Here is a 25,154-nt window from a genome sequence, read left to right on the forward strand (position 1 = left end):
CGAGCGGCTGAAAACCCCTCAACACGATGCGCGCGCCAGATGAGATCGGCGCGCAGCGAGCGGATCGCCGCGGCAGATCGGCCACGAAGCGCCGTTCCGGTCATTCAGGACCGGTCCGGGGTTCGCCGAAGCAGATCCGAAGATGCACCGGCGAATGTTTGGGACCGGGAAGCATAGTTTCCATTTTCCTTGTGCGCTGAGGCCATTCGTGTGGCGCAATCTACATCAGTTCGCCGCAAGAGGTGCTCCAATTACCCCCGCGGCGCCCGGCGTTACTGGCGGCGTTCATGCGCTAGAAAGGTTGGTCCGAACACGCAGGAAATCCAGGTCGTTCAAGTGCGGCATCGATGCGGCGCATCGTACGCAGCAAGGGTCAAAGGGAGTCTGAGAGTTGGACACGCCATCGCGGGAACGACGGTCGGACGAGAACGGCGATCATGCAGGCACGGCCGGTCGAGTTTGAAGGAGTATCGCAATGATTGTCGTTTCCAAGACCCCAAGGGCTCTCTTGTCGCTGGCCATGCTTACCGCCACGGCGTCCGCCAGCCTGGCCGCGCAGGAATCGCAGGACCAGTCCCAGGCCGACCTTTCGGCGACGGTCCATATGCCGCCTTCGCCTGAAACGGCTGAGTTGGCCGAAGGGCCGGAGATCGAAGGCATTATCTCCGCGCGCAGCGGCGACAGCATACAAGTCACCGCCTCTGACGGCACCAACACGGCTATCGCCGTTAATGATGCCACCCGGATCAAGGCCAGCGGGGGATTCCTGGGCCTCCATCGCAGCAAGCTTGCCGCGGAATCGCTGCTCAACGGCCTGCCGGTCACCATCAAGACGGTGCAATCGGGCAGTGGCCTGCTGGCAAGCCAGATCGATCTTAAGAACAAGGATCTCAAGACCGCATCCATGATCCATAACGGCACCGCACAGGGTTTTGCGGAACAGACCGCGGCGACAGAGGCGCTGCGCGGTCGCGTGGGCGACATCGATCAATATAATATCAAAAGCACGACCAATGTGAACTTCGATACTGGCAAGGCCGTGCTGTCTGCTCAGGCGAAAAATGATCTCTGCGCCACGGCAACCGCTGCTGAGGGGATGGACAACGCCCTGCTGCTTGTCGTGGGTTACACTGATTCTACCGGAAGCTCCGACTTCAACCAGGAACTGAGCGAAAAGCGAGCCGGTCGCGTCGTCAATTATCTTCAGCAGGTGTGCGGCTGGAAGCCCTATCGCATGCTTACCCCGTCCGGGATGTCCGAAGCGGACCCGTTGGCGAGCAATGATACCGTCGAAGGCAAGTCGCAAAACCGCCGTGTTGCGGTGAATGTCCTGGTCAGCAAGGGCCTTGACGGTCTGTAAAATCGCCAGACGGGTGGGTCAGGCTGGAAGCGGCCTGTTCCACCCGGGCCGATCCCGCGCCTTCGCCCCCCATGTAGATTCGTGCATGCCTCCTTTCGCGAAAAGGGGCATGCACGAGGCGAATAATCTCACGGCAGCTAATGCAAATGATCCGGGAAGGCTATCGCGCCTGCATGCTGCTTAACGCCTGCTGCCAGACGGGATCGGATTGAGCAGCCATCCATATTTTCGTCTTGGCCAGGAAAGCGGGCGTGGCCGTCTCCGACATTTTCGCAAGCCAGAGCCGCGCGCCCGCGATGTCGCCACCATCGATCAACATGCGGGCATGATTGAACTGGCCGCGAAAATCGCCGCCCTTGGCCGCCATTTCATAATAGCGGGCGGCCTGCCGGATATCGCGCTCGACGACCCAGCCATCCTCATGAAAGCTGCCGATCATGTTCATGGATTTGGCATGGCCGAGCGCGGCCGCCTGCTCGAAGAGACGCAGGGCTTCCGGCCTGTCTTCGCTGACGCCTTCGCCCAGCGAATACAGCGTCGCGAGATTGTACATGGCCCAGTCCAGACCGCGTTCCGCTGCGGACCCATACCATTGAGCGGCCAGGCTCTTGTCTATGGCGGCGCCCCAGCCATGCTCGCAACAGCGCCCCACCATGTTCATGGCCATGACGTTGCCGTCCTTGGCCGCGATGCCGAACCATCGAAGCGCCTCGACCGGATTGCGGTCCACGCCTTTGCCATCGAGATAAAGCTGCCCGATGAGCAACTGCGCCTCCGCATGGCCCGCCTCGGCCGCCTCCAGCAGCAGGGCGGCCACCTCTTCCGGCGGCCCGGCGAGCGCGGCGGCGCGATCCGCTTCGTTCATGGCGATCAGTTTCGAATGGGGCGACATGCATTGACTCCCGTGAATATGGCCCACCCCTTGCGGGGTGGGCCATCTTGCCTTCCGAGGAGAGCAGGCAAGCTCAATATTTGATGTTGAGCGTCGCGATGGCGGTGCGGCCCGCTGCCTGATTGGCATAGTGCGCCGCATAAGCCTTGTCATAATAACGCTTGTTGAAGACGTTGTTGACGTTGACCTGAAGGCTGACCGCATCATTGAAGCTGTAGGATGCGTTCGCGTCGAACCGCCAGTAGCTGGGCACCATGCGCGCCAGCGACTTGGTGATGACCACCGCGTTGTTCTGAATGGTGCGGGTGTCGGAATAGCCGCCATAGACCTTGCTCATATAGATCGCGCCGCCGCCGACAGTGAAGGCAGGCGTGATCTTGTAGTTGGTGAAGGCCGTCAGGCTGTGCTTGGGCGTGTTCGGGAACTGCCGGCCCGTGCTGGCGGCGGGCGCGTAGAGCGTGACGCCGCCGACCGTCGTGGCGGTATAGCCCGCGTCCACGATCCTGGAGTCCATATAGGTGTAGCCGCCGAACACGTTCCATTCCGGCGTGATGTTGCCGTTGAAGCCGAATTCGATGCCCTTGATCCGCCGTTCGCCGATGAACGTGACCAAGCCGTTTTCGGCGGTCGCGCGGGCATTTTTCGTCGTGGTGCGGAAGGCGGCGAGCGTCAGTGCCAGACTGTCGCCGAACAGATCCCACTTGGTGCCGATTTCATAGGAGCGGGTCTTTTCAACCTTCAGGTCGTCAAGGCTCGCCAGCACTTCCGAGCGACCCGCTGTCAGGCCGTTCGATTCGCTGCCCTGACCCAGAAAGGAGCCGGGCGGCGTGGCGGCAGTCGACGTCGAAACATAGATGCTGCCATTCGAAGCGGGCTTGAACACAAGGCCCGCCTGATAGGTCCACAGATCGTCCTTGCGCGAGATCCAGCTACGGTTGTCGGTCGAATCCACGGCAAGGCCGGGGCTTAGCTTCGTTTCATAATGGTCATAGCGGCCGCCCAGATTGATGAGCAGCGCGTCGGTGATCGTGATCGTATCGAACAACGACACCGCCTTGGTGGTCGTTTCGCCGATGGTGCGCGTCTTGGGCAGGCTCTTCTCGATCGTGGCGAGCACGCCCGACGTGTCGCTGGCATAGCTGACCCACGGGTCCGACGCGTTCGGCGCGTCGACCGTCGTGCAATTATAGCGCGCGATCATCTCCACCGAGCAGCGCGGCGTCAGAGTGGAGCCGGTGGCGATCGGCGCGCCGGTGGCGGCGTTCGAGACATAGCTGCCATAGGCGGTCTTTTCGGTGCTGAATTCGACACTCGCCGCGAAGCTGTGCTTGATACCGCCGGTGTTGAAGGTGCCGAACAGGTCTGTCTGGTTGATCAGACCTTCCGCATAACCATTGCGCGTGTTCGTGCGCCGCCACACATAGCCGCCCGCCGTCGCCGGATTGGCGGCGTCAGTGCCGTAGACATTGCCCTGCTGATCGTCAGGCTGGGTCCAGACATAGCCCTGCGTGCTGCGGCCATAGCGCGACGTGTTGCGAAGCGTCACGCCGCCGAAGTCATGTTCCGCGCGGATGGTGAAATTATCGACATCCGTCTTGCGGAAATCGCGGGACTTGAGGCCGTAATAAGCGCCGCGCGGCACGCTGATCTCCCGGCCGCCGATCGTCGTGAAATCGCGCGCCGGTCCGGTTTCGGTGACGCCAGCGGGCGCGTTTCCGTTGGTATAGAGATAGGGGATGCCCGAATCCGGCAATTCGCTGGTGTGCAGATGATAATAGCTGAAGGTCAGGCGGGTCGGACCGTTCAGGCCAAGGGTTAGCGAGGGCGCGACGCCCCAGCGCTTCGACCAGATGTCGTCGCGGCCCGCAACATCCTGATCGTGCCACATGGCGTTCAGCCGGACGCCCACGAAATCGCTGAGCGGCTGGTTGATGTCGATGGTGGCGCGCTTGTAATCGGCATTGCCGACGCTGCCACTCGCCGCGATAAAGCGGTCGGCCTTGGGCGTCTTCGATACCAGGTTCAGCGAACCGCCCGCGCCGCCACGACCGCCGGTCGTGCTGTCGGAACCCTTCACCACCTCGATCTGCTCGATCGCGAATATTTCGCGGCTCTGCGCGCCAAGGTCGCGTACGCCGTCAAGATAGGTGCTCGCCTGACTATCGAAGCCGCGGATGAAGGGGCGGTCGCCCAGCGGGTTGCCGCCCTCGCCCGCGCCCAGCGTGATGCCCGGCACCGTCCGCAGCGCTTCGGTCAGCGACGCCGAGGCCGTGTCCTTGATGACGGAAGCCGGGATGACGGTGATGGACCGGGGCGTGTCGACCAGCGGCGCGGTGTATTTGGGCGAGTCCGGCTTGTCGACCTTATAGCCCTGCTCATCGATCGCCGTGTCGGTGACGACCATCCCGCCCAGCTTGCGGCTCTGGCCGTCATCGGACGAAGCCTGATCGACGGACTGAGCAATAGCCGGCGCAGCGGAAACGAATAGTCCCACGCAGCTCAAGGCCAGAAAGCTGCTGGCAGTAGACGCGCGATGGCGCGGTTCATTCAGATTCACGATGTTTGCCCCTTTTCGGCATGATGAGGAGGCCGGTTGCTTCCGGCCCCGTTGAATATTTATGCGCGTGCGTAGCGATCGGCCGCGAAGCCGCGATCCGAAACGGGCGCCGCGCGATACCAGCCATATCGAACACGTTCGAGATAGCCGTTCTTGCACAACTGACTGACATATTGACGGGAAACGCCAACCGCCGCGAATTCTTCCGTGCTGGCGACCTGACGCGATCGGGCAAGCGACAAGGCCCGCGCCCGCACCGCCTCACCCTTTGCGAACCGATGGCGCGCCAACGCCCCACGCTCGGGCTGCCGACGCGAACCGCCCGCCGATGCCGCCAACGGCAGCCAGATGCCGGCCTCGCGCAGCACCGTCGCGCAGCGCAGCAGCGCATCGCATTCCATGCCACCCCCATGCGAGGGAGCCCGCCTTCCCAAGCGCTGGGCAGCGGCGATCCGTGTCAGAATTTCGATCTCCGCATCGCCGACAAAGGGCGATTCACGGGCAAAGATGACCGCGCCGCGGCGCTGCGCCATGTCGGCCAGATTGGAAAAGGCGTCCTTCGCATCGGGAATGTCGCGCAATTCGAAGGTGAGGCCACCGCGCAGGCACGCAATCACCTGCCGCTCATGCACATTGCGCCGCGCGAGGATATGTCCGGACTTCATGACAGGCCAGCCTCCATGAAGGCAGCCGGACCAGCCGCATGGCGCATATAGCGATCAGGCCCATCCATGATTTCCGCCATTTTTGCCCCTTAATGAGAAAGCTAATAATAATGACTCGCAGCTTCGGCGTGTTTACTGATACGCGGCACAAGGTCCATCAAATCGAACAACATTGGGAAATGGTATAGAAATGCCAATGTTACACGGGGGTCGTTGCAGCATGGAGGACGGAAATGTACGGTCGGATGCGATGCGGATATTGCTGCTGGAAGATGACAAGGAGACGCGCGACTATCTGGTGCGCGGGCTGACGGAATTGGGGCATCAGGTGGTGGCCGAGAGCGAGGGGAAAGCCGCGCTCGCGCGGACCTTGGCCGAAGCCTTCGACATTCTCGTCCTCGACAGAATGGTGCCGGGCCTTGATGGCCTCACCATGCTCAGGCTGGCGCGCGAAGCGGGATGCCAGTCCCCCGCCATCATCCTGTCCGCCATGGCGGGAATCGAGGATCGTGTCGCCGGGCTGGAAGAAGGTGCGGATGACTATCTGATCAAACCCTTCGCCTTTGCGGAGCTGGCGGCGCGCCTTGGCGCATTGGCGCGGCGGCCGCCACCCGGCGAACGAGGCGATGCACAGACCCTGCTGCGCGTCGGGGGTATCGAAATGGATCTCGTGCGGCGCACCGTGAAGCGCGATGGTCGCACGGTCGACCTGCAACCGCGCGAATTCAGCCTGCTGGAATATCTGCTTCGCAATGCCGATCGGCTCGTCACGCGGACCATGTTGCTCGACCGGGTCTGGAATTTCGGCTTCGATCCCAAAACCAACATCGTCGAAACGCATATGAGCCGGCTACGCACCAAGCTGAACGAGGGCGGGGCCGACAATGTCATCCGGACCATTCGCGGATCGGGCTACATGATCGTCAGCGGCGGACAATGACTGCATGATCGTCCCCCGCACCATAAAGGGCCTGTCCATCCTGACCGCCAGCATATCAGGATTGGTCATATCGGCGCTGGGTGCTGCCGCGATCTTCATTTCCCACCGCGAAATCGAGGCGCAGATCGATCATCGGATCGAACTGGAGATGGATGCGCTGCTTGAATATCATGCATCGCACGGCACGGCGGCGCTGGCGCAATTCGTGGACATGCGCGATGGCGGGACAACCGGCGGAACGGGCTATCTCGCCGGGGCGGGCGGCGAAGGGCGCATGATGCTCTATGCCTTGTCCGATGCGAAGGGGAACAGGATCGCCGGATCGCTGATCCCCAGGCTTCCGCCGGACGGGTGGACCGAGTTTCTGCCCATCCGCCGTCCCGATGGCTCGACCGGAAAAGCGCAAGCGCTGGGCCGGAGCCTGCCGGATGGCGGACAGATCGTCGTTGCCGGCGATCGCGATGCGCTTAGCCGCGCCGACGACCGCATCCTGCTGGTGGCGCTGGCAGGGCTGGGCGTGATCCTGCTCACCGGGACCGTCAGCACCATCGCCTTGGGACGGCTGATCCGCCGGCGGCTTGTGCTGATCAGCGGAGCCGCGCAGGGCATCATCGAAGGCGACTATACGCGCCGTGTTCCCATCGACGGTTCGGGCAGCGAGTTCGATCGCATCTCCATGATCCTCAACGCCATGCTGGGCCGCATCGAAACATTGATGCTGTCGCTGCGTCAGGTTTCCAGCGACATCGCGCATGACATGCGTACGCCTCTGGGCCGTATCCGGCAGGACATGGAAGCCCTGATGCGGGCAGCGCCCGATGAGGCGACGGCCGACAGGATTGAACGAACGATCGCCGACATGGACGCGCTGCTGGACCTTTTCGCAGGCTTGCTCGGCATTTCGGAAGTGCAGGGCCTGGCCGTCCGCAAGCGCTTCATCCTCCTGCCGTTCGCGGAGATCGTCGCGGACATCGTCGAAGCCTATCGCCCGGCGTTCGACGACGAAGGCCGCACCATCACCGCTATGCTGGACGACGTCACCATCCGCGGCGATGCACAATTGCTCAAGCGCGCCATCGCCAATATGCTGGAAAATATTCTCGTCCATGCAGGCGATGGAGCCAACGCCATCATCACGCTCGCCGTTGAACAGGGCGCGGCGGTTCTGACGGTAGCGGACGACGGCCCCGGTATTCCCGCAAATGGCGGGGAAAAGATTTTCGAGCGCCTTGTCCGGCTGGACCCGACCCGCTCGAAACCAGGTCACGGACTGGGCCTCAGCATGGTGCGGGCGATTGTCCATGCTCATCAGGGCATGATCAAAATTGTCCCGTCAAGCTCGGGACTGCATCTGGCGATCCGATTGCCCGGCGTGAGAGCGGGATAGGGAAGTCCGCGCCTCAAGGGCGTTCAGAATTTCACCGTGTCCGCGAGTTTGTGGAAATCTTCCACATTCCGGTCGTAGAAATGGAGCGCAGGCGCTTCATAGAGCATCATGTACAGCTTGCCCCCGACCAGTGCCGCCCTGCCCTCGCCCTTCCGCCGAAGCTCGTCATTCTGACGGGTGTAGCTATAGGAGAAACGCAGCCCGTCATGGCCGCCGACGGACGCGGGCGCCATGGCGTCGACCTGGAACAGGGCGGTGTCCATGACGATGCGATAGCTGCTTTCCAGCAGCACCGGGATGTCCGTGGCCAGCATGGCGGCGGAAACGGTGGGCAGCGGCCGGTTCTTCCGGTCAATCTCGCGGAACAGGGGCGATCCGGCGGGCACGCCCGAGAAGAAAACGACCTTGTTGAGCCTGTCGCCGTCCAGCGTCCATGTCTCCGCGAACTTGCCGGGCCGCAGGCCGAGCCGGTTCCAGTCGATCGGCGGGGTGACGGACAGCGGCGTGCCCGCGATCTGTGCGGGCGTGCCCGCAGGCATGAGGCGATTGCCGGCATGAGCGGGCGCGCTCGTCACGACAAGGACAGCGGCGGCGAAGCGATATGGGATTTTCATGATTTTACCCTAATTCCCGATCAGCGAGGAGATGAGACTGGCATCGCTGGCGTCGGGCGATTGCTGAAGATATTGGCGCAAGGACGCCTTGCCCTGTTCGGTCTGCTGGGTCCGCAATTGCGCCAGACCCAGCCCGCGCAGAGCCTTTGGCGCGGCATAGCCCTTTTCAATAGCCTGCGCGTAAAATTGCGCGGCGGTTACATAGTCGCGGGGATTGCCGCGCTGGCTGTAGAGTTCCGCGCGCGCGAACAGCAGCGAGCCGGTCCAGCCGTCCGAAGCGAGTTGATCGAGGATGAAATCGGACCCGCCGAAATCATTCCGCTTAATCTGGTCGCCCAGAAATTCGGGCAGCCATTCCCTGAGCGCCTGAGCATAGGCAGCGCGGCCTTCGTCGCCCTCATCCCCATAGCGGACGGCGGCAGCCTCCAAAGTAGTGGCGCGGGAGAGTTCGCTGGGGTGGCTGGCGAAATAGCCCGCCGCATAACCATGCTTCGCCTTGCGGCCCCGCGCGGAGGCCGAGGCGTCCTGTTCGGCCATCAGCCGCCGCCAGACCCGCGCCGCCGCCGAGGAAGGATAATCGGAGGCGGCGAGATATTGCACGCCGATCATGTCCGCTTCCCTCTCCTGCTCCCGGTTGAAGGCATAGACCTGCCCCAGAAGCGAATATTGAAAGCCCGCCGATTGCGGCGCGGCCACCCCGATCCACGCCATAACGTCGGACATGGTGCGCTTGTTTTTGAAGCCGAAAACGCCATGGCGCTTTTCGAAATGGCCGAATTCATGGCCCAGCACCGCGCCAAGCTCCGCTTCGCTCTGGACGCGCAACAGCAGGCCGGACCAGACGGTCATCATGCCGTTGGGATACATGGTCGCGTTGAATTCCGGCATCCGCATCACATAGATGCGGACATTGGCGCACCGATCCTGCCCGACAGTCCGGCAGAACACGCCCCGGACATAATGGTTCAGCCCATCGTCCCTGATGACGAATTTCGAGGATCGCAGCAGCCTTTCCTGCTCATCCGCCATCATCCACGCGCCGCGCTCATCCACGCCTTGCGGTTCATAGGCCTGCGTGAAAGGCGGAAGCGTGAAGGTTTCGGCGTGGCCCGTGCCCGGCAGGCCTAGCGCCATGGCCAGCGCCAGCAGCGCCCTTTTCACGGTTGCGCGAGTCCGGGCAGGGCGTTTTGGGCCAGAGGCATGGTTCGGCCGGGAAAGCCCTCGAACAACTGGCCTACCCGTTTCTGCGCGCCGTCGGCGGTGCGGACATCCCCGCCCATCTGAAGATCGGCATTAAGCCAGACCAGTTCGCCCGTCTTGACGTCGACAAGGCCCGCATAGCCCTTGTGCAGGCCGGTGGGGACGGACACGCCGCCCATGGCCGCGAAGATCTGAAGCATCTTGCGGCCGGTGGAGCCATAATGATCCTCGGTGGAAATGAAGAGGACATAGTCGGCGTTGCTGAGGCCCGGCAGGTCGGCCACATCGGTGCCAATGCTCCAGTCGAAGCCCTTGTCCCGCTTTTTCGTGGGCAGGCGGTTGCCGGGAAAGAACTGATATTCGCGCACGGAATCCGCGACGGAGGTGAACAGCGAGCGATATTCGCCGCTGAGCGCGCCCGCTTCCTCCGCTTCGCTGTCATAGGCGGCCACGCTGTTGCCAAGCTGGCCCTGAATATCCTGAATGGCGCGGTCGATATTGCGGCGCGCCTCATCCGTCCAATCGGCATTGGGTTCGAACATGCCGCCCGTCGATTGCGCGCCGACGATGACGGAAGGCCGCATCAGCACGATCCGGGCGCTGCCCGGCGGGAGGATGAAGCCTGATTTCACCCCGGTCTTTTCCTGCGCGAGGCCCGGTGACGCCATCATCAGCGCGCAGGCAGCCCATGCCGAAAGTCTTTTCCAGCCCCCCATCATTCCCCCCATTGCAGGACGCCGTCCCCCGACGGCCTCCGGTCAGACCTTCAAGGTCATGTCGATGGATCATCCTGTTTAAAGGAGCTTGTCAATATGTTCAGTTGGACCATGGAAAATCCGATCCTGTCGAACCGGCCGCCCCCCGTTTCGGGAGCACGCGGCCTTTTTCTGTTTTCGGGGCCGTTCAGAAGGCGCACTACATGCAGGAGGAAGGGCGGGCGACCACACCGCCACGATCGATATGGACGATCCAAGGAGCAGATGAGTGAGCGCATTCGATTCCATTCCGCAACTGGGCCGGGGCGCCTATTGGCAGGAACTGGTGGTGGGGCAAAAGGGCAAGACATGGCGCCGCACCGTCACCGAAGCCGATCTGGTGAACTTCATTTCGGCCACCGGCATGGTGGAAGTGCTGTTCACTGATGCGACCTATCAGGGGGCGGTGAAAGGGCGGCTGGTGCCCGGGGCGCTCACCTACAGCTTCATCGAAGGGCTGATCTTCCAGTCGGCGATCCAGGGCGTCGGCCTCGCGCTGCTGGATGTCCATATGAAGGTGGTGGCGCCCGTGCTGGTCAACGACACCATCTGGGCCGTGCTGGAGACCACCGACATCCGCCCCACGAGCAAGGGTAACCGCGCCATCGTGAAATGGGACGTCACCATTTATAATCAGGATGAAAAAGTCGTGATGACCTATGAGGTTACGCGCATGGTCGCGGGCGATCCGGCGCGGGCGTGACGTGCAGGCACTGGCGGTAAGCACGCCTGCATAGCGCGCAAAAATAGTGAGGCCCGGTCCTGCCAGTGCAGTCCGGGCCTCATTCCCTCTCCGAACCGTTGAGGATCAGCCGTCGTAATCGCCGCCGATATTCTGGTTGCGCGGCGGCGCGGCGGCGGTCAGGCGCAGCGCCTCCGCCGACTGGGCGATCGAACCGATTTCATCGGGCGTGTCGTCGTCATCGATCTGCACCTTTTGCAGCGAGCCGACGAGCGAATCCTGAAGATCCACGGGCAGGACGGTTTCTTCCGCGATCTCGCGCAGGGCGACGACCGGATTCTTGTCGCGGTCGCGATCAAGGGTCAGTTCCGCACCGCCGGAAATCTCGCGCGCGCGCTGCGCCGCAAGAAGGACGAGATCAAAACGGTTGGTAACCTTGTCGACGCAATCTTCGACGGTAACTCGGGCCAACAGGGCCTCCTGAACAAGGAATGAGAGTCGTGAGACGCGCGCCTAACAGGCCGTGGCGGCAGAGTCAATGAAAGGGAATCGCCGTGTTGACGCGGCAACGTCCATGCGATGGCCGTTTGCGGACGCTTGCCGAAACATAAACGTCTGTTCGCCCTGAGTCGGGGCTGAGCTTATCGAAGTGGCTACTCAGGACGAACGGGGAGGGAGGCGCGCAATCGCTCTTCACCCATGATCGTCACTCAGCACCGGACTTCCCGCCCCTATGGCCAAGCGCGGCGAATGAGCGCATGAACGGGGCATGGCGACCAACCAGCCCGCCCCATCGCCCGAGGAGACGGACGGCATCCGCTTCACGCTGGACGGCAATGATCTGCGCGTGATCGATCATGGCCCGGCGTTGCGCGGCGCTCTCATCCAATTGATCGACGGCGCACGCGAGAGCCTGAAGCTTTATTATTATATCTTTGCCGATGACCATAGCGGGCGGCTGGTGCTGGACCGGCTGGTCGCCGCGCGGGCGCGGGGCGTGACCGTGACGCTGATGATCGACGCCTTCGGATCGGGCAAGACGCCGGCCGGCTTCTTCGACCCGCTGATCGAGGCAGGCGGGCATTTCGGTTGGTTCGGGGCGCGGCGCTCCACCCGCTATCTGATCCGCAATCATCAGAAGATGGCGATCGCCGACGATCGGCGGCTGCTGATCGGCGGCTTCAATGTGGAGGACAGCTATTTCGGCCTGCCGGAAGATGACTGCTGGCACGATCTGGGCCTGATGATCGACGGCCCGCAGGCCGAGGCGATGACGCTGTGGTATGGTCAGCTCTGGCGATGGGTGTCGACGCGCAAGCAGAGCTTCCGCCTGCTGCGCGGGCTGGTGCGGCATTGGGGCAAACGGTCGCGGCGCCAGGAAGGATCGCCGTTCCGCTGGCTGATCGGCGGGCCGACGCGCCGGCTCAGCCCCTGGGCGACGGTGGTGAAACGCGATCTGGAGACGGCGCGGCGGGTGGACATGGTGGAAGCCTATTTCTCGCCGGGCCGGGGGATGCTGAAACGGATCGCCCGCGCGGCGCGGCGCAAGGGCGCGCGCATCATCCTGCCCGCCCGGTCAGACAATGGCGCGACCGTCGCGGCGGCGCGGCTGCTCTATGGCCCCTTGCTGAAGCGGGGCGTGGAGATTTTCGAATATCAGCCGTGCAAGCTGCACATGAAGCTGATCGTGATCGACGATGCGGTCTATATCGGATCGGCCAATTTCGACATGCGTAGCCTGTTCCTCAATCTGGAAGTCATGCTGAAAGTGGAGGATGCGCCCTTTGCCGAAGCCATGCGCGCTTTCATCACGCGGCAGGCGCAGGAAAGCCGCCGGATCACGCTGGAGACTTACAAGGCGCAGCGCGGCCCGCTGACGCTGGCGAAACAGTGGATCAGCTATCTGCTGGTGGGCGTGCTCGACTATACCGTGACGCGGCGGCTCAATTTCCGTAACCCGGACGCGGATTGAGTAACGTCAGGCGATGGCCTGTTCCGCCGGAGTATAGGGAAGGTCCAGATCTTCGGCCACCGCCTGATAGGTAATCCTGCCGTCCCAGACATTGAGACCCGCGAGCAGGTGCGGGTCGCGGCGCATCGCTTCCTTCCAGCCCAGATCCGCGATCCGCAGCGCATGGGGCAACGTCACATTGTTGAGCGCATAGGTGCTGGTGCGGGCCACCGCGCCGGGCATGTTGGCGACGCAATAGTGGACGATGCCGTCCACGATATAGGTCGGTTCGGCATGGGTGGTCGCATGGCTGGTTTCAAAGCAGCCACCCTGATCGATCGCGACGTCGACCAAAACCGCCCCCTTCTTCATGGTCCTCAGCATTTCGGCCGTCACCAGCTTGGGCGCGGCGGCGCCGGGGATCAGCACCGCGCCGATCACAAGGTCCGCCTCCGCCACGCATTCGGCGAGGTTCGCGCGATTGGAAAAGCGTGTCTTTGCCCGCGCCTCGAAATACATGCCGAGCCGTTCGAGCGCCTGCGGATCACGGTCGAGGATGGTGACGTCCGCGCCCAGGCCCGCCGCCATCTGCGCGGCATTGAAGCCGACCACGCCGCCGCCGATCACAGCGACCTTGGCAGGCAGCACGCCCGGCACGCCGCCCAGCAGCACGCCGCGCCCGCCATTCGCCTTTTCGAGCGCGGTCGCGCCCGCCTGGATCGACATGCGGCCCGCGACCTGGCTCATCGGCTTGAGCAACGGAAGGCCGCCGCTGTTGTCGGTCACCGTTTCATAGGCGATGCAGGTCGCGCCCGACGCGATGAGGTCGCGAGTCTGTTCGGGGTCGGGCGCGAGGTGGAGATAGGTGTAGAGGATCTGGCCGGGCCGCAGCATGGCGCGCTCCCCGGCTTGCGGCTCCTTCACCTTCACGATCATCTCCGCCGTGGCGAAGATTTCGGCGGCGGCCGGGACGATGCGCGCGCCGGCCCGCTCATAAAGTGCGTCATGCGCGCCGATCCCTTCGCCCGCGCCGCTTTCCACCAGCACGTCATGGCCATGCGCCGCCAGTTCATGCGCGCTTTCCGGCGTAAGGCCGACGCGATATTCGTGATTCTTGATTTCCCTGACGGTACCGACAATCATGACCTTGCTCTCCCGGTTTCCCCGGCGCGCCATGGGCACGCCCGGCCTGCCATGGTGATATTGCGGAAATCATGACGCTTGTTCCCGCAATTGGCCAGCGGGCAATATTCTTCCAATGCCGATGAAGCTGGAATGACCGATCCGCGGGCGGCGCGTTCCTTGCCGGATGCCTGTCCTGCACGTTGATCCAGATCAGCACGATTTATGGGAACGTCTCGTCCCCCCTATCGTTATAAGAGCGTATATTTCAGCATCGTGACGAAGACGGGTGAGGGGACAATCTCCGAGCCGTGCTTTTCCCGTGCGCGAAATGGCCAGAATGAACGTTTTTCCCAGGAAACTGGTCGGAGTTGGATATCGGAAACACAATCAGCCTGTAGACATCCATCCCCCTTCCTCCCCAGAATCGGAAACTGCTCCGATAGGGAGGGTCGTTCCGGATGATGTCGGGCCAATGACCGCTATCGACGATGGGCCAGCCATGTGAGGATTCATGGATGAAGATTGCCCAGATTGCGCCCTTGGCGGAAAGTGTTCCTCCTAAACTTTACGGCGGCACGGAACGGATCGTATCCTATCTTACCGAGGAACTGGTCCGCCAGGGTCATGACGTCACCCTGTTCGCCAGTGGGGATTCCCGAACGAGCGCGGAACTCGTCCCCGTCACGGACATGGCGTTGCGGCTCAATGGAAAGGTCATCGACCCGATCCCCTATCATATGATGCTGCTGGAAGCGGTCATGCGCCGCGCCGACGCATTCGATGCGCTTCATTTCCATATCGACATATTGCACATGCCCATGGTGCGGGACTGCCTGGACAGGACCGTGACGACGCTGCACGGGCGGCTCGATCTGCCCGATCTCCCCGCTTTCTATCGCGTGTTTCCGCATCATCCGCTGGTGTCTATCTCCGACCATCAGAGATTGCCGATGCCGCCCGTCACCTGGGCGGGGACCATCCATCATGGCCTGCCTGCGGACCTGCTGCCGCCGCAATTGGGGCCAGGTCAGGGCTATCTGGCGTTTCTGGGGCGCATTTCCCCCGAAAAGCGGCCGGACCGGGCCATCCGCATCGCCGCCCGGTCGGGTATGCCGCTGCGTATCGCGGCAAAGATCGATGCGGTCGACCGGCACTATTGGGAAACGGAAATCGCGCCGCTGATCGAACGCCATCCCAATGTCAGCTTCATCGGCGAGATCGACGAACGGCAGAAGGCGGAATTTCTGGGGCAGGCAAGCGCCCTGATCTTCCCGATAGACTGGCCCGAGCCGTTCGGGCTGGTGATGATCGAGGCCATGGCCTGCGCCACGCCGGTCATCGCCTTTCGCTGCGGATCGGTCCCGGAGATCATCGACGAGGGCGTGTCCGGCTTCATCGTCGAGAGCGAGGATGAAGCGGTGGCGGCCGTGGCAAGATTGAAGGATCTCGACCGCAGGCGGGTCCGTGCCGCATTTGATGCACGTTTCACTGCGGAACGCATGGCGCGCGACTATATCTCGCTCTATCGTGGCCTGCCCGGCGCGCGCATGGAAGCAGCGCGCCTGCGTCGTCAGCTGGGGGAAGAAGCCGACCTGCAAATCGTTGCGTAAAGGACAGCCCATGGCATCATCCATCCAGTCGCAAACCGACCTGGCGAATGCGGACCTGGAACAGAGGCTGTCGCAGATGAACACGCAGTTCTTCATCCCGGCAACCGCTTCGCTGCACGAACGCCGCCCGCGCACATTGAAACATGGCGACAGCTTCGCCGTGTTCGACCACAGCGGAGACGCCATTTCCGGGCCAGGCAGTCCGGAGGGGCTTTATTATCGCGACACGCGGCACCTCTCCCACCTGTTCCTGACGGTGAACGGGCAGCGCCCCATCCTGCTGAGTTCGGGCCTGCGGGACGACAACACGATGCTGACCTGCGATCTGGCCAATCCCGATTTCATAGGGGCGGACGGCCGGGTGGAGGTCGAACATGACCTCATCCACCTTCGCCGGACCCGGTTCCTGTGGAAAAGCGCCGTTTACGAACGCATCACCATCCGCAATTTCGACAAGCAGACACGGCAGATGACGGTCGGCATCAGCTTCGATGCCGATTTCCGGGATCTGTTCGAGATCCGGGGCACCGTTCGCCTGCGGCGCGGCGCGATGATGGAACCGGAAATACAGTCCGATACAGTATGCCTTCGCTACAAAGGCCGGGACGATCAGGATCGCGTTACCCAGATCGAATTCGATCCGGTCCCCCGGCAACTGACGGCCACGGATGCCCTTTTCGACATCACTTTGTCCCCGGCGGAGCGGTGCACGATCTTCATGCGGATCGGCTGCGTGGCCGAACAGTCCGACGATGACCTGCCCAAGCGTTTCCTGAAATCCCTTCGCGAAGCCATGCAGGGATCACGGCAGGCATTGGCGCGCGGCGCCACGATCCATTCTTCCAATCAGCTTTTCAACGAAGTGACCCGCCGCGCCGTCGCGGACATCGCCATGCTTTCGACCGAGACCGAATATGGTCCCTATCCCTATGCCGGCATTCCATGGTTCAGCACGATTTTCGGGCGGGACGCGCTCATCACAGCGATGCAGACGCTCTGGCTGGATCCGGCGATCAGCCGCGGGGTGCTGGGCTATCTGGCCGCGCATCAGGCGACGGATTTCGATCCGGCGGCCGATGCCGAGCCGGGCAAGATCCTGCACGAAGTGCGCCATGGCGAAATGGCCGAACTGGGCGAGGTTCCTTTCCGCCATTATTATGGAAGCATCGATTCAACGCCGCTTTTCGTGATGCTGGCGGGCGTCTATCTGGAACGGACGGACGACATCTCCTTTATCGCGGGGATAAGGGATAACCTCGACGCGGCCCTGAACTGGATCGACGTCTATGGCGACAGGGACGGCGACGGGTTCGTCGAATATGGCCGTTTGACGGACGCGGGTCTGGTCAATCAGGGCTGGAAGGACAGCCACGATTCCATCTTCCATGCCGACGGGACGATTGCACAGGGGCCGATCGCGCTCGCCGAAGTGCAGGCCTATGTGTTCGGCGCATGGAACGCCGCCGCCGCGATCTTCGCCAGGCTGGGGGAAGTCGACCGGGCCAGCCATTATGTGGAGCGGGCGAACCATTTGCGCGATACATTCGACGCGGCCTTCTTCGATGAGGAGCTTGGCACCTATGTGCTGGCTCTGGACGGACGGAAACGCCCCTGCCGCGTTCGGTCGTCCAATGCCGGCCATGTCCTCTTTGCCGGGCTGGCGCGGAAGGATCGCGCTCACGCGGTCGTGCGATCGCTCATGGCCCCGGCGTCCTTTTCCGGATGGGGCATCCGCACGGTCGCATCGACGGAAGCCCGTTATAATCCCATGAGCTATCATAACGGGTCGATCTGGCCGCACGACAATGCGCTGATCGCGGCGGGTTTCTCCCGCTATGGCTACAGGAAGGAAGCGGCGACGGTTTTCGAGGGTCTCTTTGCCGCAGCCACCTATGTCGACCAGATGCGGTTGCCCGAACTCTTCTGCGGCTTTCCCCGCAGACGGGCGCAGGGTCCGACCTTCTATCCCGTCGCATGCAGCCCGCAGGCATGGTCGGCCGCCGCTCCGCTGTTGCTCATCCAGGCAAGCCTGGGTCTGAATTTCGACACGGACGCGCAGCGGGTCCGGCTGATCGAACCGACCCTGCCCGACTTTCTGGACACGCTGACGCTCAGCAACCTTCCCATCGGCGAAGCCAAAATCGATATCGAGTTCGTGAACCTGGCGGGCAATGTCGTCGTCAAATCATCCCATGGTCAGGATGCGCGCGTGCTCATCCTGACCTGATCGACGTCCAACCGCTCCGCGTGCGCGACCAACTGGCGGGTTCATGGCAGGAAATGGCGATATGGTCGCCATCCATCGACCAAAGGTCGCGCCTCTCCTCCGCCAAAAACGCCCGTCAGCCTTGCCGTGTAGCCTCCCCTCGCACCAGCGGTTCCATCCGTGCCAGAAGGACATGGTCGGCGGATGCATCGGCGCCGGCGATCACCAGACATTGCCGCAACATCCGCCGGTGGAAAAAGCGCGTCAGGGCGATGTCATGCTCCGGCGTGCTGGCCGCGATGAAATGCATCAGGGCATCATCGCCGCTGGAAACGTCGTCGAAACGCTTGCCGAGCAGGTTTTCCAGATCGCGCAGATCTTCCTCCCGCAGCCAGTCGCGATAGCGGGTCTTCTGCTCAAGATAGTGCGGGATGGACGCAAGGATATTGCGCTGCCACCCTTGCAGCGCCTCACTTTCAGGGAGACGGTCGATCTCTGCCGCCAGCTTGCGGAGCGCCAGTTCGTCCCGATCCGCAGGCGCTGGAGGCGGAAGCTGGATTTCATCCAGTTCGATCTCCAATATCTCGGCCAGCGCCTCCATGCAGCGCCGTCCGATCATGGGCACCTGCACTGCCGCCTCGACCCAGTCGCCGCCGCGTCCGGTTTCGTACAGGCCGAACAGCGGGCCATAAATGGCCTCGGCCAGAAATGCGACTGTGTGGAACGCGATCGCATCATGATCGAGCGGTACGCCCATCGCCTTTTCATAATGACGGAACAGCGCGGGGACATCGCCCATATTCTCGATGGGATGGCGGCCCCGGAAACAGGCAAGGTCGCGCATCGGATCGCCCAGATGGCCGATCTCCACATCCAATATGCCGGTCACGCGCGGGCCGTCGGACAGGAACTGCCCACAATCGCCGGTGACGAAGGAAATGGATTGCCGGTTGCGCGGATAGTTACGCCGCAACCAGCGGACACAGAACTCCAGAATGGGATCGGTCACACCCTGCGCCTGCGTCATGGCATGGAACCGCTCATAATTATGCATGGCGATGTTCTGCGCGCCCTGCGGCACGTCGGCGCCCGCTTCGGCAAATTTCTGGTAGGGGATGCGGTGGACGTCAGCCAGGATTTCCATGTAGCGCAAGGACGCCGCCCAGCGGTCGTCGGTCATCACCGACGCGCTTTCGATCGCCTGCTGCACAAGGCCCGGATCGCGTCCGCCGTCGATCCATTCCATGACGATGGTGTTCGGGCGGTCGCACATGCCCAGAATGGCCGGGATGGGAATGCCATTTTCATGCAGCGTGCGCTGCATCCGCATTTCATAGTCCAACGGATAGGGATGGGTGGGCCAGGTCCGGTCGCCTTTCAACAGGAACTCGCGCGTCACGCCATTTTGCCGGGCGCGAGCGTGCCAGACCGGACGCCAGCGGCGTTGCTTGTCGAGAGCGATGTCGGAACATCCCAATTCGTCCCGGAGCCAAACACTCAGCAATTCGACATTATCGGCATAGCTGTTCGCCGCTTCGGTCAGTGCCATGTCCCATTATCCTTTATCGAGGGGTTCTTCATCCGTTGCCCAGCGTGTTGGCTGCGTGACGGTCGAGGTGGAAAAATGAAGGTGCTCCATCGCAAAATCCGGCGGCACCTCCAGCGTTTCGATGACCCTGCCATCGCCATAGTCCCTTATTGCGAGCATCGCATGTTTCAGCGCGGCGATGACGAGATACCAACCGAAATCGCGGACCGGGTCAGGGTGGTGATCGTGCCGGTGCCTTCGGGGAGCGAATTCTTCGCGAACAGGCCGGCATCAGGCCCCGAAGCGGCGACACCTTCCCAATCGGACCTTGCGTTCTTCATCATCGCTCTCCCTTCACGGATCGCCTGCCGCTCCCCCCGCGAGGTGCGGCGTGACGGCCCGGCTATGTCCGGGTCTCATGCAAGACATTCATGGGGCAGGCGTCCGGCCGTAAACAAGAATGGCAGCAGTTATAATTAGGGTAGTTCGATAACCTGCGACATATATTTCGGCGCGGTCGGCTGACGGCTCGCGGTGCGTTCGCGTTCGCGTTCGACTTTCCGTGACAGGCTCAACAGTTTGCGAACCAGCGCAGTCGGTTTCGACACATGGACGAAACCGACCGGATGGAAACGCGGCGGATCGAAGGGGCGGATTTCTATATCGGTCGACTGAACGGCATTGACGTCCCACATGATGGATGAAGCGATGCCGGCCTGGATACTGCTGAGAAAAGTCGTCGTGTCGCCGCTTTCCAGCACGATGTCGGGCAAGGCGCCGGCACGGGAGCAGGGATCGTCGAACAGCCGTCGGCGCTCCTCCGTCAAAGGCGGCATGACCATGGGGAGCCTGTCAAGATCGGCGAAACGGACCGCATCGGGCAAATCCGTACCGATCGGAGAAGCCAGCACGATCCCGAGCGGCCGGGTCGGCGTAATCGAAAGGCCGCGCGGCCTCTTCACAAGACCGCAATAGCCGACGTCCACATCGCCACGCCGCAACTGGTCGAACATCTCGTGATCCTGCGCCATATGCTGGATCTGGATGCGGATCAGCGGTTCTTTACGCATGAAGCGTTCCAGAACGGGCGCCATGCCCGCCGCCATCGCGCCCAGCGTCGCTATACGCAACACATGGGCCGACTGCTCCCCGGCGACACGCTGCATGTCGTCGATGGCCGCGAGCGCGCGCCGCGCGCTCGCCAGCACCCGCTGGCCTGCCGTGGTGAGTTCCAGACTGCGGCCGACGCGCCGCAGCAACTGGCAACCCAGTTCGGCCTGCAATTCCTTCAATGCGCGGGAAATGGCGGGCTGGGACACGTTCAGATTGGCGGAGGCTTCGGTCAGCGTGCGATGCTCTGCAAAGGCGACCAGATATCGCAGATGCTGAAGACTGATTTTGCCCGGCATGCGATATCCACCAAAATCGGCCTGTCTCATCTCATCGGACATCGTCCACCCTCTCGCTCGCGCCAATGTCGATTTCCGGCCCGCATGTTCCCGCCAGAATATTGCAAACACCGCTGAAGACCAGCTTTACCAGCAAAAGCCCGCTTATAGCCGCCGCGCGAGATTGTGGAAGCCAACCAGGCCGAGCAGTCATTTGCGGTCATTTCGCCTTCCCCTGGGCGGCCAAGTCGGGCTGATCGTAAGCGATCCCGGCGGCCCATAGCGACATTCACGCCTATTTCAGGCTTTGCATCGATTTGATCTATGGCCCTGAGCGCACGCGGCGTTATTCTGCAAGCCGACATCCATCCCCGAAGGTCTGGGATCGACAGGAAAGACAGGTTATGAGCGACCGGACACCGTTGACCGACAAGAAATTCGCGAGCCGTGTCGACTGGAACCTGATGCGGACCTTCGTCGATATCGTCCGGGCCGGCGGCATCGGCGCGGCCGCGCGGCAACTCAACAAGCAACAGCCGAGCATCAGCGCCGCACTCAAGCGGCTGGAAGATCAGGTCGGGGCAACGCTCCTGCACCGCTCCGCCACAGGCGTGGAGATGACGGCGGCGGGCAAGGCCATGATGGCGCTGTGCGAGGACATGCTGGAATCAGCCAGGATGATGCCGCATCAGATCGCGCAGGCCACCAAGCGCGTCGAAGGCATCGTTCGTATCCAGATCGTGTCAGCGCTCGTTTCTCCCGAGTTCGACGAGGCCATTGCGAGCTTCCACAGACGCAATCCTGACATTCATATAGAGATCCGCGTCTCTCCCTGGCGTCAGGTGCTCGACGCGCTGGAGCGAGGTGAAGTGGAGATAGGCGTAGGCTATGACAGCAATGTTCGCGGCAGCCTGGTCTACGAACCTTTGTTCACCGAGCGTCAGCAGCTCTATTGCGCCCGCAGCCATCCCCTCTTTGGCTATCATGTCAGCCGTCTCAACGAACTCAGGGACGAAGGGTTCGTGCTGACCGGCGAGGATGAGATCGAGACGATTACCCATCTGCGCCGGCGCTATAGGCTCGGCGCCAAGGTGAGTGGGCTGGCAGAGGACATAAACGAGGCGCGGCGCCTTATTGTTCACGGGGTCGGCATCGGCTTTCTCCCCGTCCTCGCGGTTAAGGAGGATGTCGCCAAGGGCAGGCTCTGGCCGATGCTCCATGCCGATTTCGAGCCGTCCTACGACATTTTTCTCCTGGCCCGGCTCGACCCGGCGCGAGACACGGCCACGCAGCTTTTCCTGGACGAGGTCGTGAGGCGCATCCGCGCGCAGCGCAGGTCATAATGTAAATCTATGCCTTTCATCGCAAATTTGCGCCTGCCGCCCTGACGCGCCCTGGCTCAGTTTCAACACACCGAAGGGAGTGTGGCATGCGATTGAGCCGGAAAGCGATTCTTCATCCTGAGAGCAGGCATGGCCTTGGCGGACGCGCCGCGATGATCGGTGCGGCGGCCCTTCGGCTGCTTCTGGAGGGCATTTCCGCCAGGGCCCAGGCCATCGGCGGCACGCGGCATGACAGGTGGGAACACTGAGCTGCGTCTATGCCGGAACCTACCTCTTCGACGCCGCAGCGCCGCGAAGCCTTGCCCAGCATGCAATGCGCTCACCGAAATTCCAATCCACCGCACAATCCTCCTGACGCCCGCAACAGGCGGCGCGGCCATCCAGACGGGAATGTCATGAAAAAAGCCATGCTCAACCTGGTGCCCCCCGCGATGATCGCGATGGTCCTATTGTTCTGGGCCTTCGGTCCCGATGCCCTGCTCGAAAATCCATGGACGCTCGCCGTGATGTCCCCGCTCATCACGGCGAGCGTGCTGCTGCTGGAATGGGTCGCCGAACGGCATGCCGGCTGGCGCATGAACAGGCAGGAATTCTTCACGGATCTTTTCTATGTGGTCATGAGCGCCACCGCGATTTCATGGGCTTCGCAAAAGCTGGCCGAAGATCCGTTGAAAGCAGCCAAGCAATCGCTGGGCATCAGCACCGAATGGATCACGCACCTGCCTTTCCTGGTGCAGGTCGCCATGGTCATTTTCATCATCGAGTTCGGCCAATATTGGATGCACAGGCTGATGCATAACTGGCATCCCTTCTGGCTGACCCACGCGCCGCATCATCACATCACGCAACTGAACGCGGCGAAGGGCGCGGTGGGCAATCCCATCGAACTGTTCCTCATCAGCCTCAGCCTGGTCGCGCTTTTCGACATCCAGCAAACCGCCATGTTCTGCGCGTTCAATGTTCTGGGCGTGGTGTCGACCTTCGCGCACGCCAATGTGCGATCCGACCCGCCCATCTGGTATTCCTTCTTTTTCACGACCATCCGGCACCACAGCCTGCACCATTCGACGGACTATGAAAGCACCCGCTGCAACTATGGCAATTCGCTGATCCTTCTCGACCGGCTGTTCGGCACCTATCGCGAGGGCGAAGCCGCCATTGTCGGGCAGGACGACCGCAAGCGGCTGTCGATCTGGGAACAGACGATGTTTCCGGTGCAACCTCTGATCGACCGGATGAAAGCCAGGCGAGAGCAGTCCCTTGCTGCGGCGGGTAGGCAGCAAAATGACAACGCCGCGTCCAGCCACAATCTGGATACGGCGGGAGGTGCAACGGCGGCATGATGGCAACACGCGCCGGGCAGGTCAGCGCAGCACGAGACTCCCTCTTCCGGGGCGACCTCAACGCGACGCACCGGCTTGCCGCCGCGTTGGTGGCTGCGGACCCCGGCGATGCCGAAGGCCATTTCCTGCTCGGCGTGGCGGAATCGGGCGCGGGTCGCGTCCAGGCCGGCATCCAGCATGTCGGCCGGGCGATCATGCTCGACCCGAAGGGCGAATATCGCGCGCAGCTTGCAAAACTCTTCGTGCTGATCCGGCGGGATGGCGACGCCGCCGCGATGCTCCGGGATGCGGAGCAGACGCTCCCCACCGATGCGCTCAGCCGCGATACCATGGGCTGCGTCTATGCCCGCCTCGGCGACCACGCCGCCGCGCTGTCTCATTTCACGGAGGCGGTGCGGCTGGAACCGCGCAACAGGGAATTCCGCTATAATCAGGCAACGACCCTGAATTTTCTGGGGCGAGTGGCCGAGGCCGAGACAGCGCTGGAGACACTGATCGCGCTGGCGCCGGACGAGGCGCGCGCCCATCATCTCCTGACCAGCATCCGCAAGCAGACGCGGGAGCATAATCATGTCGAGCGGCTGACGCGGACCTATGCCAATGCACGCGATGGCCGTAGCAGGCTGTTGCTCGGCTACGCGCTGGCAAAGGAGATGGAAGATATCGGCCAGCCGGTCGAGGCGCTGAACAGGCTTATGGCGGTAAATGCGGAGCATCGCAGGGCCCTGCCCTATGCCTTCGCGCGCGACGCCGCCGTCTTCGACGCCGTGGAGGCGAGCTGGTCGACGCTGGCACAGGCTCCTGCGACGGAGCCGTCCCGCGATGCGCCCATCTTCATCATCGGCATGCCGCGCACCGGAACCACGCTCGTCGATCGCATCCTGTCATCGCATCCCGATGTCGAAAGCGCCGGGGAATTGCAGGCCATGCCACTTGCGGTGAAACAGGCGGCCGGGACGCGCGGTCCCATGGTCATGGCCCCCGAGACGATCATGGCGGCCGCGAGCAGCGACATGCGCGATATCGGGCGCGATTATCTGCAAAGAGCACGTCATCACCGGCGCGATCCCGCCCGCAGGTTCACGGACAAGTTTCCGGGCAATTTCCACTATGCGGGCTTTATCGCGCGGTCCCTGCCCTCGGCCAGGATCGTGTGCCTCCGCCGTCATCCGATGGACACGGTGCTCAGCAATTTCCGCAACCTGTTCGCGATCGGCTCGCGTTATTATGACTATAGCTACGACCTGCTCGACATCGCCGCCTATTACGCCCGTTTCGATCGGCTGATCGCATTTTGGCGCACGGTCTTGCCCGGGCGCGTGCTTGAAATCCGCTATGAGGATCTGATCGCGGATCAGGAAGGGCAAACGCGGCGGCTGCTCGCGCATTGCGGGTTGGAGTGGTCGAATACCTGCCTGTCGTTCCACACAAATCGCGCGCCTGTTTCAACGCCCAGCGCCGCGCAGGTCCGCCGTCCGATCTATGCGGACTCGGTCGCGCGCTGGAAACGGCACGTGGATGTCCTGGAACCAGTGAAACGCTTCTTCGAGGAAGCCGGCATCGGCTTTAACCCGGTATCCTTTCCAGCCTTGCAAGGAGCCTGAACCG

23 protein-coding genes are annotated in these 25,154 nt (G+C 62.5%); 11 read left to right on the forward strand and 12 right to left on the reverse strand.

Annotated elements, in window-relative coordinates; translation table 11 throughout:
* Positions 1-475 precede the first annotated feature (475 nt).
* The gene (locus ATN00_RS02225) at positions 476-1,360 is read left to right on the forward strand and encodes an OmpA family protein (RefSeq protein ID WP_062061534.1); all 885 of its coding nucleotides are present in this window, start codon (positions 476-478) and stop codon (positions 1,358-1,360) included.
* A 160-nt stretch (positions 1,361-1,520) separates the two neighbouring features.
* On the opposite strand, the gene ATN00_RS02230 is transcribed toward ATN00_RS02225, so the two are convergent.
* From ATN00_RS02230 to ATN00_RS02240, 3 genes are all read right to left on the reverse strand, one after another.
* A complete protein-coding gene (locus tag ATN00_RS02230; protein ID WP_062061537.1) occupies positions 1,521-2,252 on the reverse strand; it encodes a tetratricopeptide repeat protein in 732 nt (243 codons plus the stop codon).
* A gap of 73 nt (positions 2,253-2,325) precedes the next feature.
* On the reverse strand, positions 2,326-4,809 hold the full coding sequence (locus ATN00_RS02235; RefSeq protein WP_062061540.1) for a TonB-dependent receptor: 2,484 nt from the start codon (positions 4,807-4,809) through the stop codon (positions 2,326-2,328).
* Positions 4,810-4,868: 59 nt separating this feature from the next.
* A complete protein-coding gene (locus tag ATN00_RS02240) occupies positions 4,869-5,474 on the reverse strand; it encodes a type IV toxin-antitoxin system AbiEi family antitoxin domain-containing protein (protein ID WP_062061542.1) in 606 nt (201 codons plus the stop codon).
* A gap of 250 nt (positions 5,475-5,724) precedes the next feature.
* Between ATN00_RS02240 and ATN00_RS02245 the strand changes: the two genes are divergently transcribed.
* On the forward strand, positions 5,725-6,414 hold the full coding sequence (locus tag ATN00_RS02245) for a response regulator transcription factor (RefSeq protein WP_062068297.1): 690 nt from the start codon (positions 5,725-5,727) through the stop codon (positions 6,412-6,414).
* Positions 6,415-6,418: 4 nt separating this feature from the next.
* Positions 6,419-7,801: a sensor histidine kinase gene (locus tag ATN00_RS02250; protein WP_062061546.1), complete on the forward strand. Its 1,383-nt coding sequence runs from the start codon at positions 6,419-6,421 to the stop codon at positions 7,799-7,801.
* A gap of 23 nt (positions 7,802-7,824) precedes the next feature.
* Here ATN00_RS02250 and ATN00_RS02255 read toward each other — a convergent pair whose 3' ends face one another.
* Genes ATN00_RS02255 through ATN00_RS02265 form a run of 3 tightly spaced genes read right to left on the reverse strand, consistent with a single transcriptional unit; the run spans position 7,825 to position 10,343 of the window.
* Positions 7,825-8,415, reverse strand: coding sequence for a hypothetical protein (locus ATN00_RS02255; RefSeq protein WP_062061548.1), 591 nt, complete (start codon positions 8,413-8,415; stop codon positions 7,825-7,827).
* Between the two features lie 9 nt (positions 8,416-8,424).
* The gene (locus ATN00_RS02260) at positions 8,425-9,576 is read right to left on the reverse strand and encodes a M48 family metalloprotease (RefSeq protein WP_231746367.1); all 1,152 of its coding nucleotides are present in this window, start codon (positions 9,574-9,576) and stop codon (positions 8,425-8,427) included.
* Positions 9,573-10,343, reverse strand: a complete 771-nt coding sequence (locus ATN00_RS02265; RefSeq protein ID WP_420496689.1) for a hypothetical protein — start codon at positions 10,341-10,343, stop codon at positions 9,573-9,575. The genes ATN00_RS02260 and ATN00_RS02265 overlap by 4 nt, the downstream gene beginning before the upstream one ends.
* A 256-nt stretch (positions 10,344-10,599) precedes the next feature.
* Between ATN00_RS02265 and ATN00_RS02270 the strand changes: the two genes are divergently transcribed.
* Positions 10,600-11,073, forward strand: a complete 474-nt coding sequence (locus tag ATN00_RS02270; RefSeq protein ID WP_062061550.1) for a MaoC family dehydratase — start codon at positions 10,600-10,602, stop codon at positions 11,071-11,073.
* Positions 11,074-11,178: 105 nt separating this feature from the next.
* Here ATN00_RS02270 and rpoZ read toward each other — a convergent pair whose 3' ends face one another.
* On the reverse strand, positions 11,179-11,523 hold the full coding sequence (gene rpoZ / locus ATN00_RS02275) for a DNA-directed RNA polymerase subunit omega (RefSeq protein ID WP_062061553.1): 345 nt from the start codon (positions 11,521-11,523) through the stop codon (positions 11,179-11,181).
* Between the two features lie 298 nt (positions 11,524-11,821).
* Here rpoZ and ATN00_RS02280 point away from each other — a divergent pair, with 298 nt between their 5' ends.
* Positions 11,822-13,024 (forward strand): phospholipase D-like domain-containing protein, encoded by a 1,203-nt coding sequence (locus ATN00_RS02280; RefSeq protein ID WP_062061555.1) that lies wholly within the window; start codon positions 11,822-11,824, stop codon positions 13,022-13,024.
* Between the two features lie 6 nt (positions 13,025-13,030).
* Here ATN00_RS02280 and ald read toward each other — a convergent pair whose 3' ends face one another.
* Entirely contained in the window at positions 13,031-14,146 is a 1,116-nt protein-coding gene (ald, locus tag ATN00_RS02285) for an alanine dehydrogenase (protein WP_062068303.1), read from the reverse strand.
* A 497-nt stretch (positions 14,147-14,643) separates the two neighbouring features.
* On the opposite strand from ald, the gene ATN00_RS02290 reads away from it, so the two are divergent.
* Both ATN00_RS02290 and ATN00_RS02295 read left to right on the forward strand, forming a co-directional pair.
* Positions 14,644-15,738 (forward strand): glycosyltransferase family 4 protein, encoded by a 1,095-nt coding sequence (locus tag ATN00_RS02290; protein WP_062061557.1) that lies wholly within the window; start codon positions 14,644-14,646, stop codon positions 15,736-15,738.
* 10 nt (positions 15,739-15,748) lie between these two features.
* Positions 15,749-17,965, forward strand: coding sequence for an amylo-alpha-1,6-glucosidase (locus tag ATN00_RS02295; RefSeq protein ID WP_062061560.1), 2,217 nt, complete (start codon positions 15,749-15,751; stop codon positions 17,963-17,965).
* 115 nt (positions 17,966-18,080) lie between these two features.
* On the opposite strand, the gene ATN00_RS02300 is transcribed toward ATN00_RS02295, so the two are convergent.
* The 4 genes from ATN00_RS02300 to ATN00_RS02305 all read right to left on the reverse strand — a co-directional run bounded on the left by ATN00_RS02300 (position 18,081) and on the right by ATN00_RS02305 (position 20,881).
* Positions 18,081-19,493, reverse strand: coding sequence for a phosphotransferase (locus tag ATN00_RS02300; protein ID WP_062061563.1), 1,413 nt, complete (start codon positions 19,491-19,493; stop codon positions 18,081-18,083).
* A gap of 6 nt (positions 19,494-19,499) precedes the next feature.
* Positions 19,500-19,652 (reverse strand): hypothetical protein, encoded by a 153-nt coding sequence (locus tag ATN00_RS23305; RefSeq protein WP_156415202.1) that lies wholly within the window; start codon positions 19,650-19,652, stop codon positions 19,500-19,502.
* An 8-nt stretch (positions 19,653-19,660) separates the two neighbouring features.
* Complete coding sequence (locus ATN00_RS23310; protein ID WP_156415203.1) at positions 19,661-19,816, reverse strand: hypothetical protein; 156 nt, start codon at positions 19,814-19,816, stop codon at positions 19,661-19,663.
* A 132-nt stretch (positions 19,817-19,948) separates the two neighbouring features.
* A complete protein-coding gene (locus ATN00_RS02305) occupies positions 19,949-20,881 on the reverse strand; it encodes a LysR family transcriptional regulator (RefSeq protein WP_197413650.1) in 933 nt (310 codons plus the stop codon).
* A 383-nt stretch (positions 20,882-21,264) separates the two neighbouring features.
* Here ATN00_RS02305 and ATN00_RS02310 point away from each other — a divergent pair, with 383 nt between their 5' ends.
* The 4 genes from ATN00_RS02310 to ATN00_RS02320 all read left to right on the forward strand — a co-directional run bounded on the left by ATN00_RS02310 (position 21,265) and on the right by ATN00_RS02320 (position 25,150).
* Positions 21,265-22,203, forward strand: coding sequence for a LysR family transcriptional regulator (locus ATN00_RS02310; RefSeq protein ID WP_062061569.1), 939 nt, complete (start codon positions 21,265-21,267; stop codon positions 22,201-22,203).
* Positions 22,204-22,289: 86 nt separating this feature from the next.
* Positions 22,290-22,451: a hypothetical protein gene (locus ATN00_RS23580; protein WP_197413651.1), complete on the forward strand. Its 162-nt coding sequence runs from the start codon at positions 22,290-22,292 to the stop codon at positions 22,449-22,451.
* A 147-nt stretch (positions 22,452-22,598) separates the two neighbouring features.
* The gene (locus ATN00_RS02315; protein ID WP_082635068.1) at positions 22,599-23,546 is read left to right on the forward strand and encodes a sterol desaturase family protein; all 948 of its coding nucleotides are present in this window, start codon (positions 22,599-22,601) and stop codon (positions 23,544-23,546) included.
* A complete protein-coding gene (locus ATN00_RS02320; RefSeq protein ID WP_062061572.1) occupies positions 23,543-25,150 on the forward strand; it encodes a tetratricopeptide repeat-containing sulfotransferase family protein in 1,608 nt (535 codons plus the stop codon). The genes ATN00_RS02315 and ATN00_RS02320 overlap by 4 nt, the downstream gene beginning before the upstream one ends.
* Positions 25,151-25,154 lie beyond the last annotated feature (4 nt).

The sequence above is a fragment of the Sphingobium baderi genome (genome assembly GCF_001456115.1).
Lineage (GTDB): Bacteria > Pseudomonadota > Alphaproteobacteria > Sphingomonadales > Sphingomonadaceae > Sphingobium > Sphingobium baderi_A.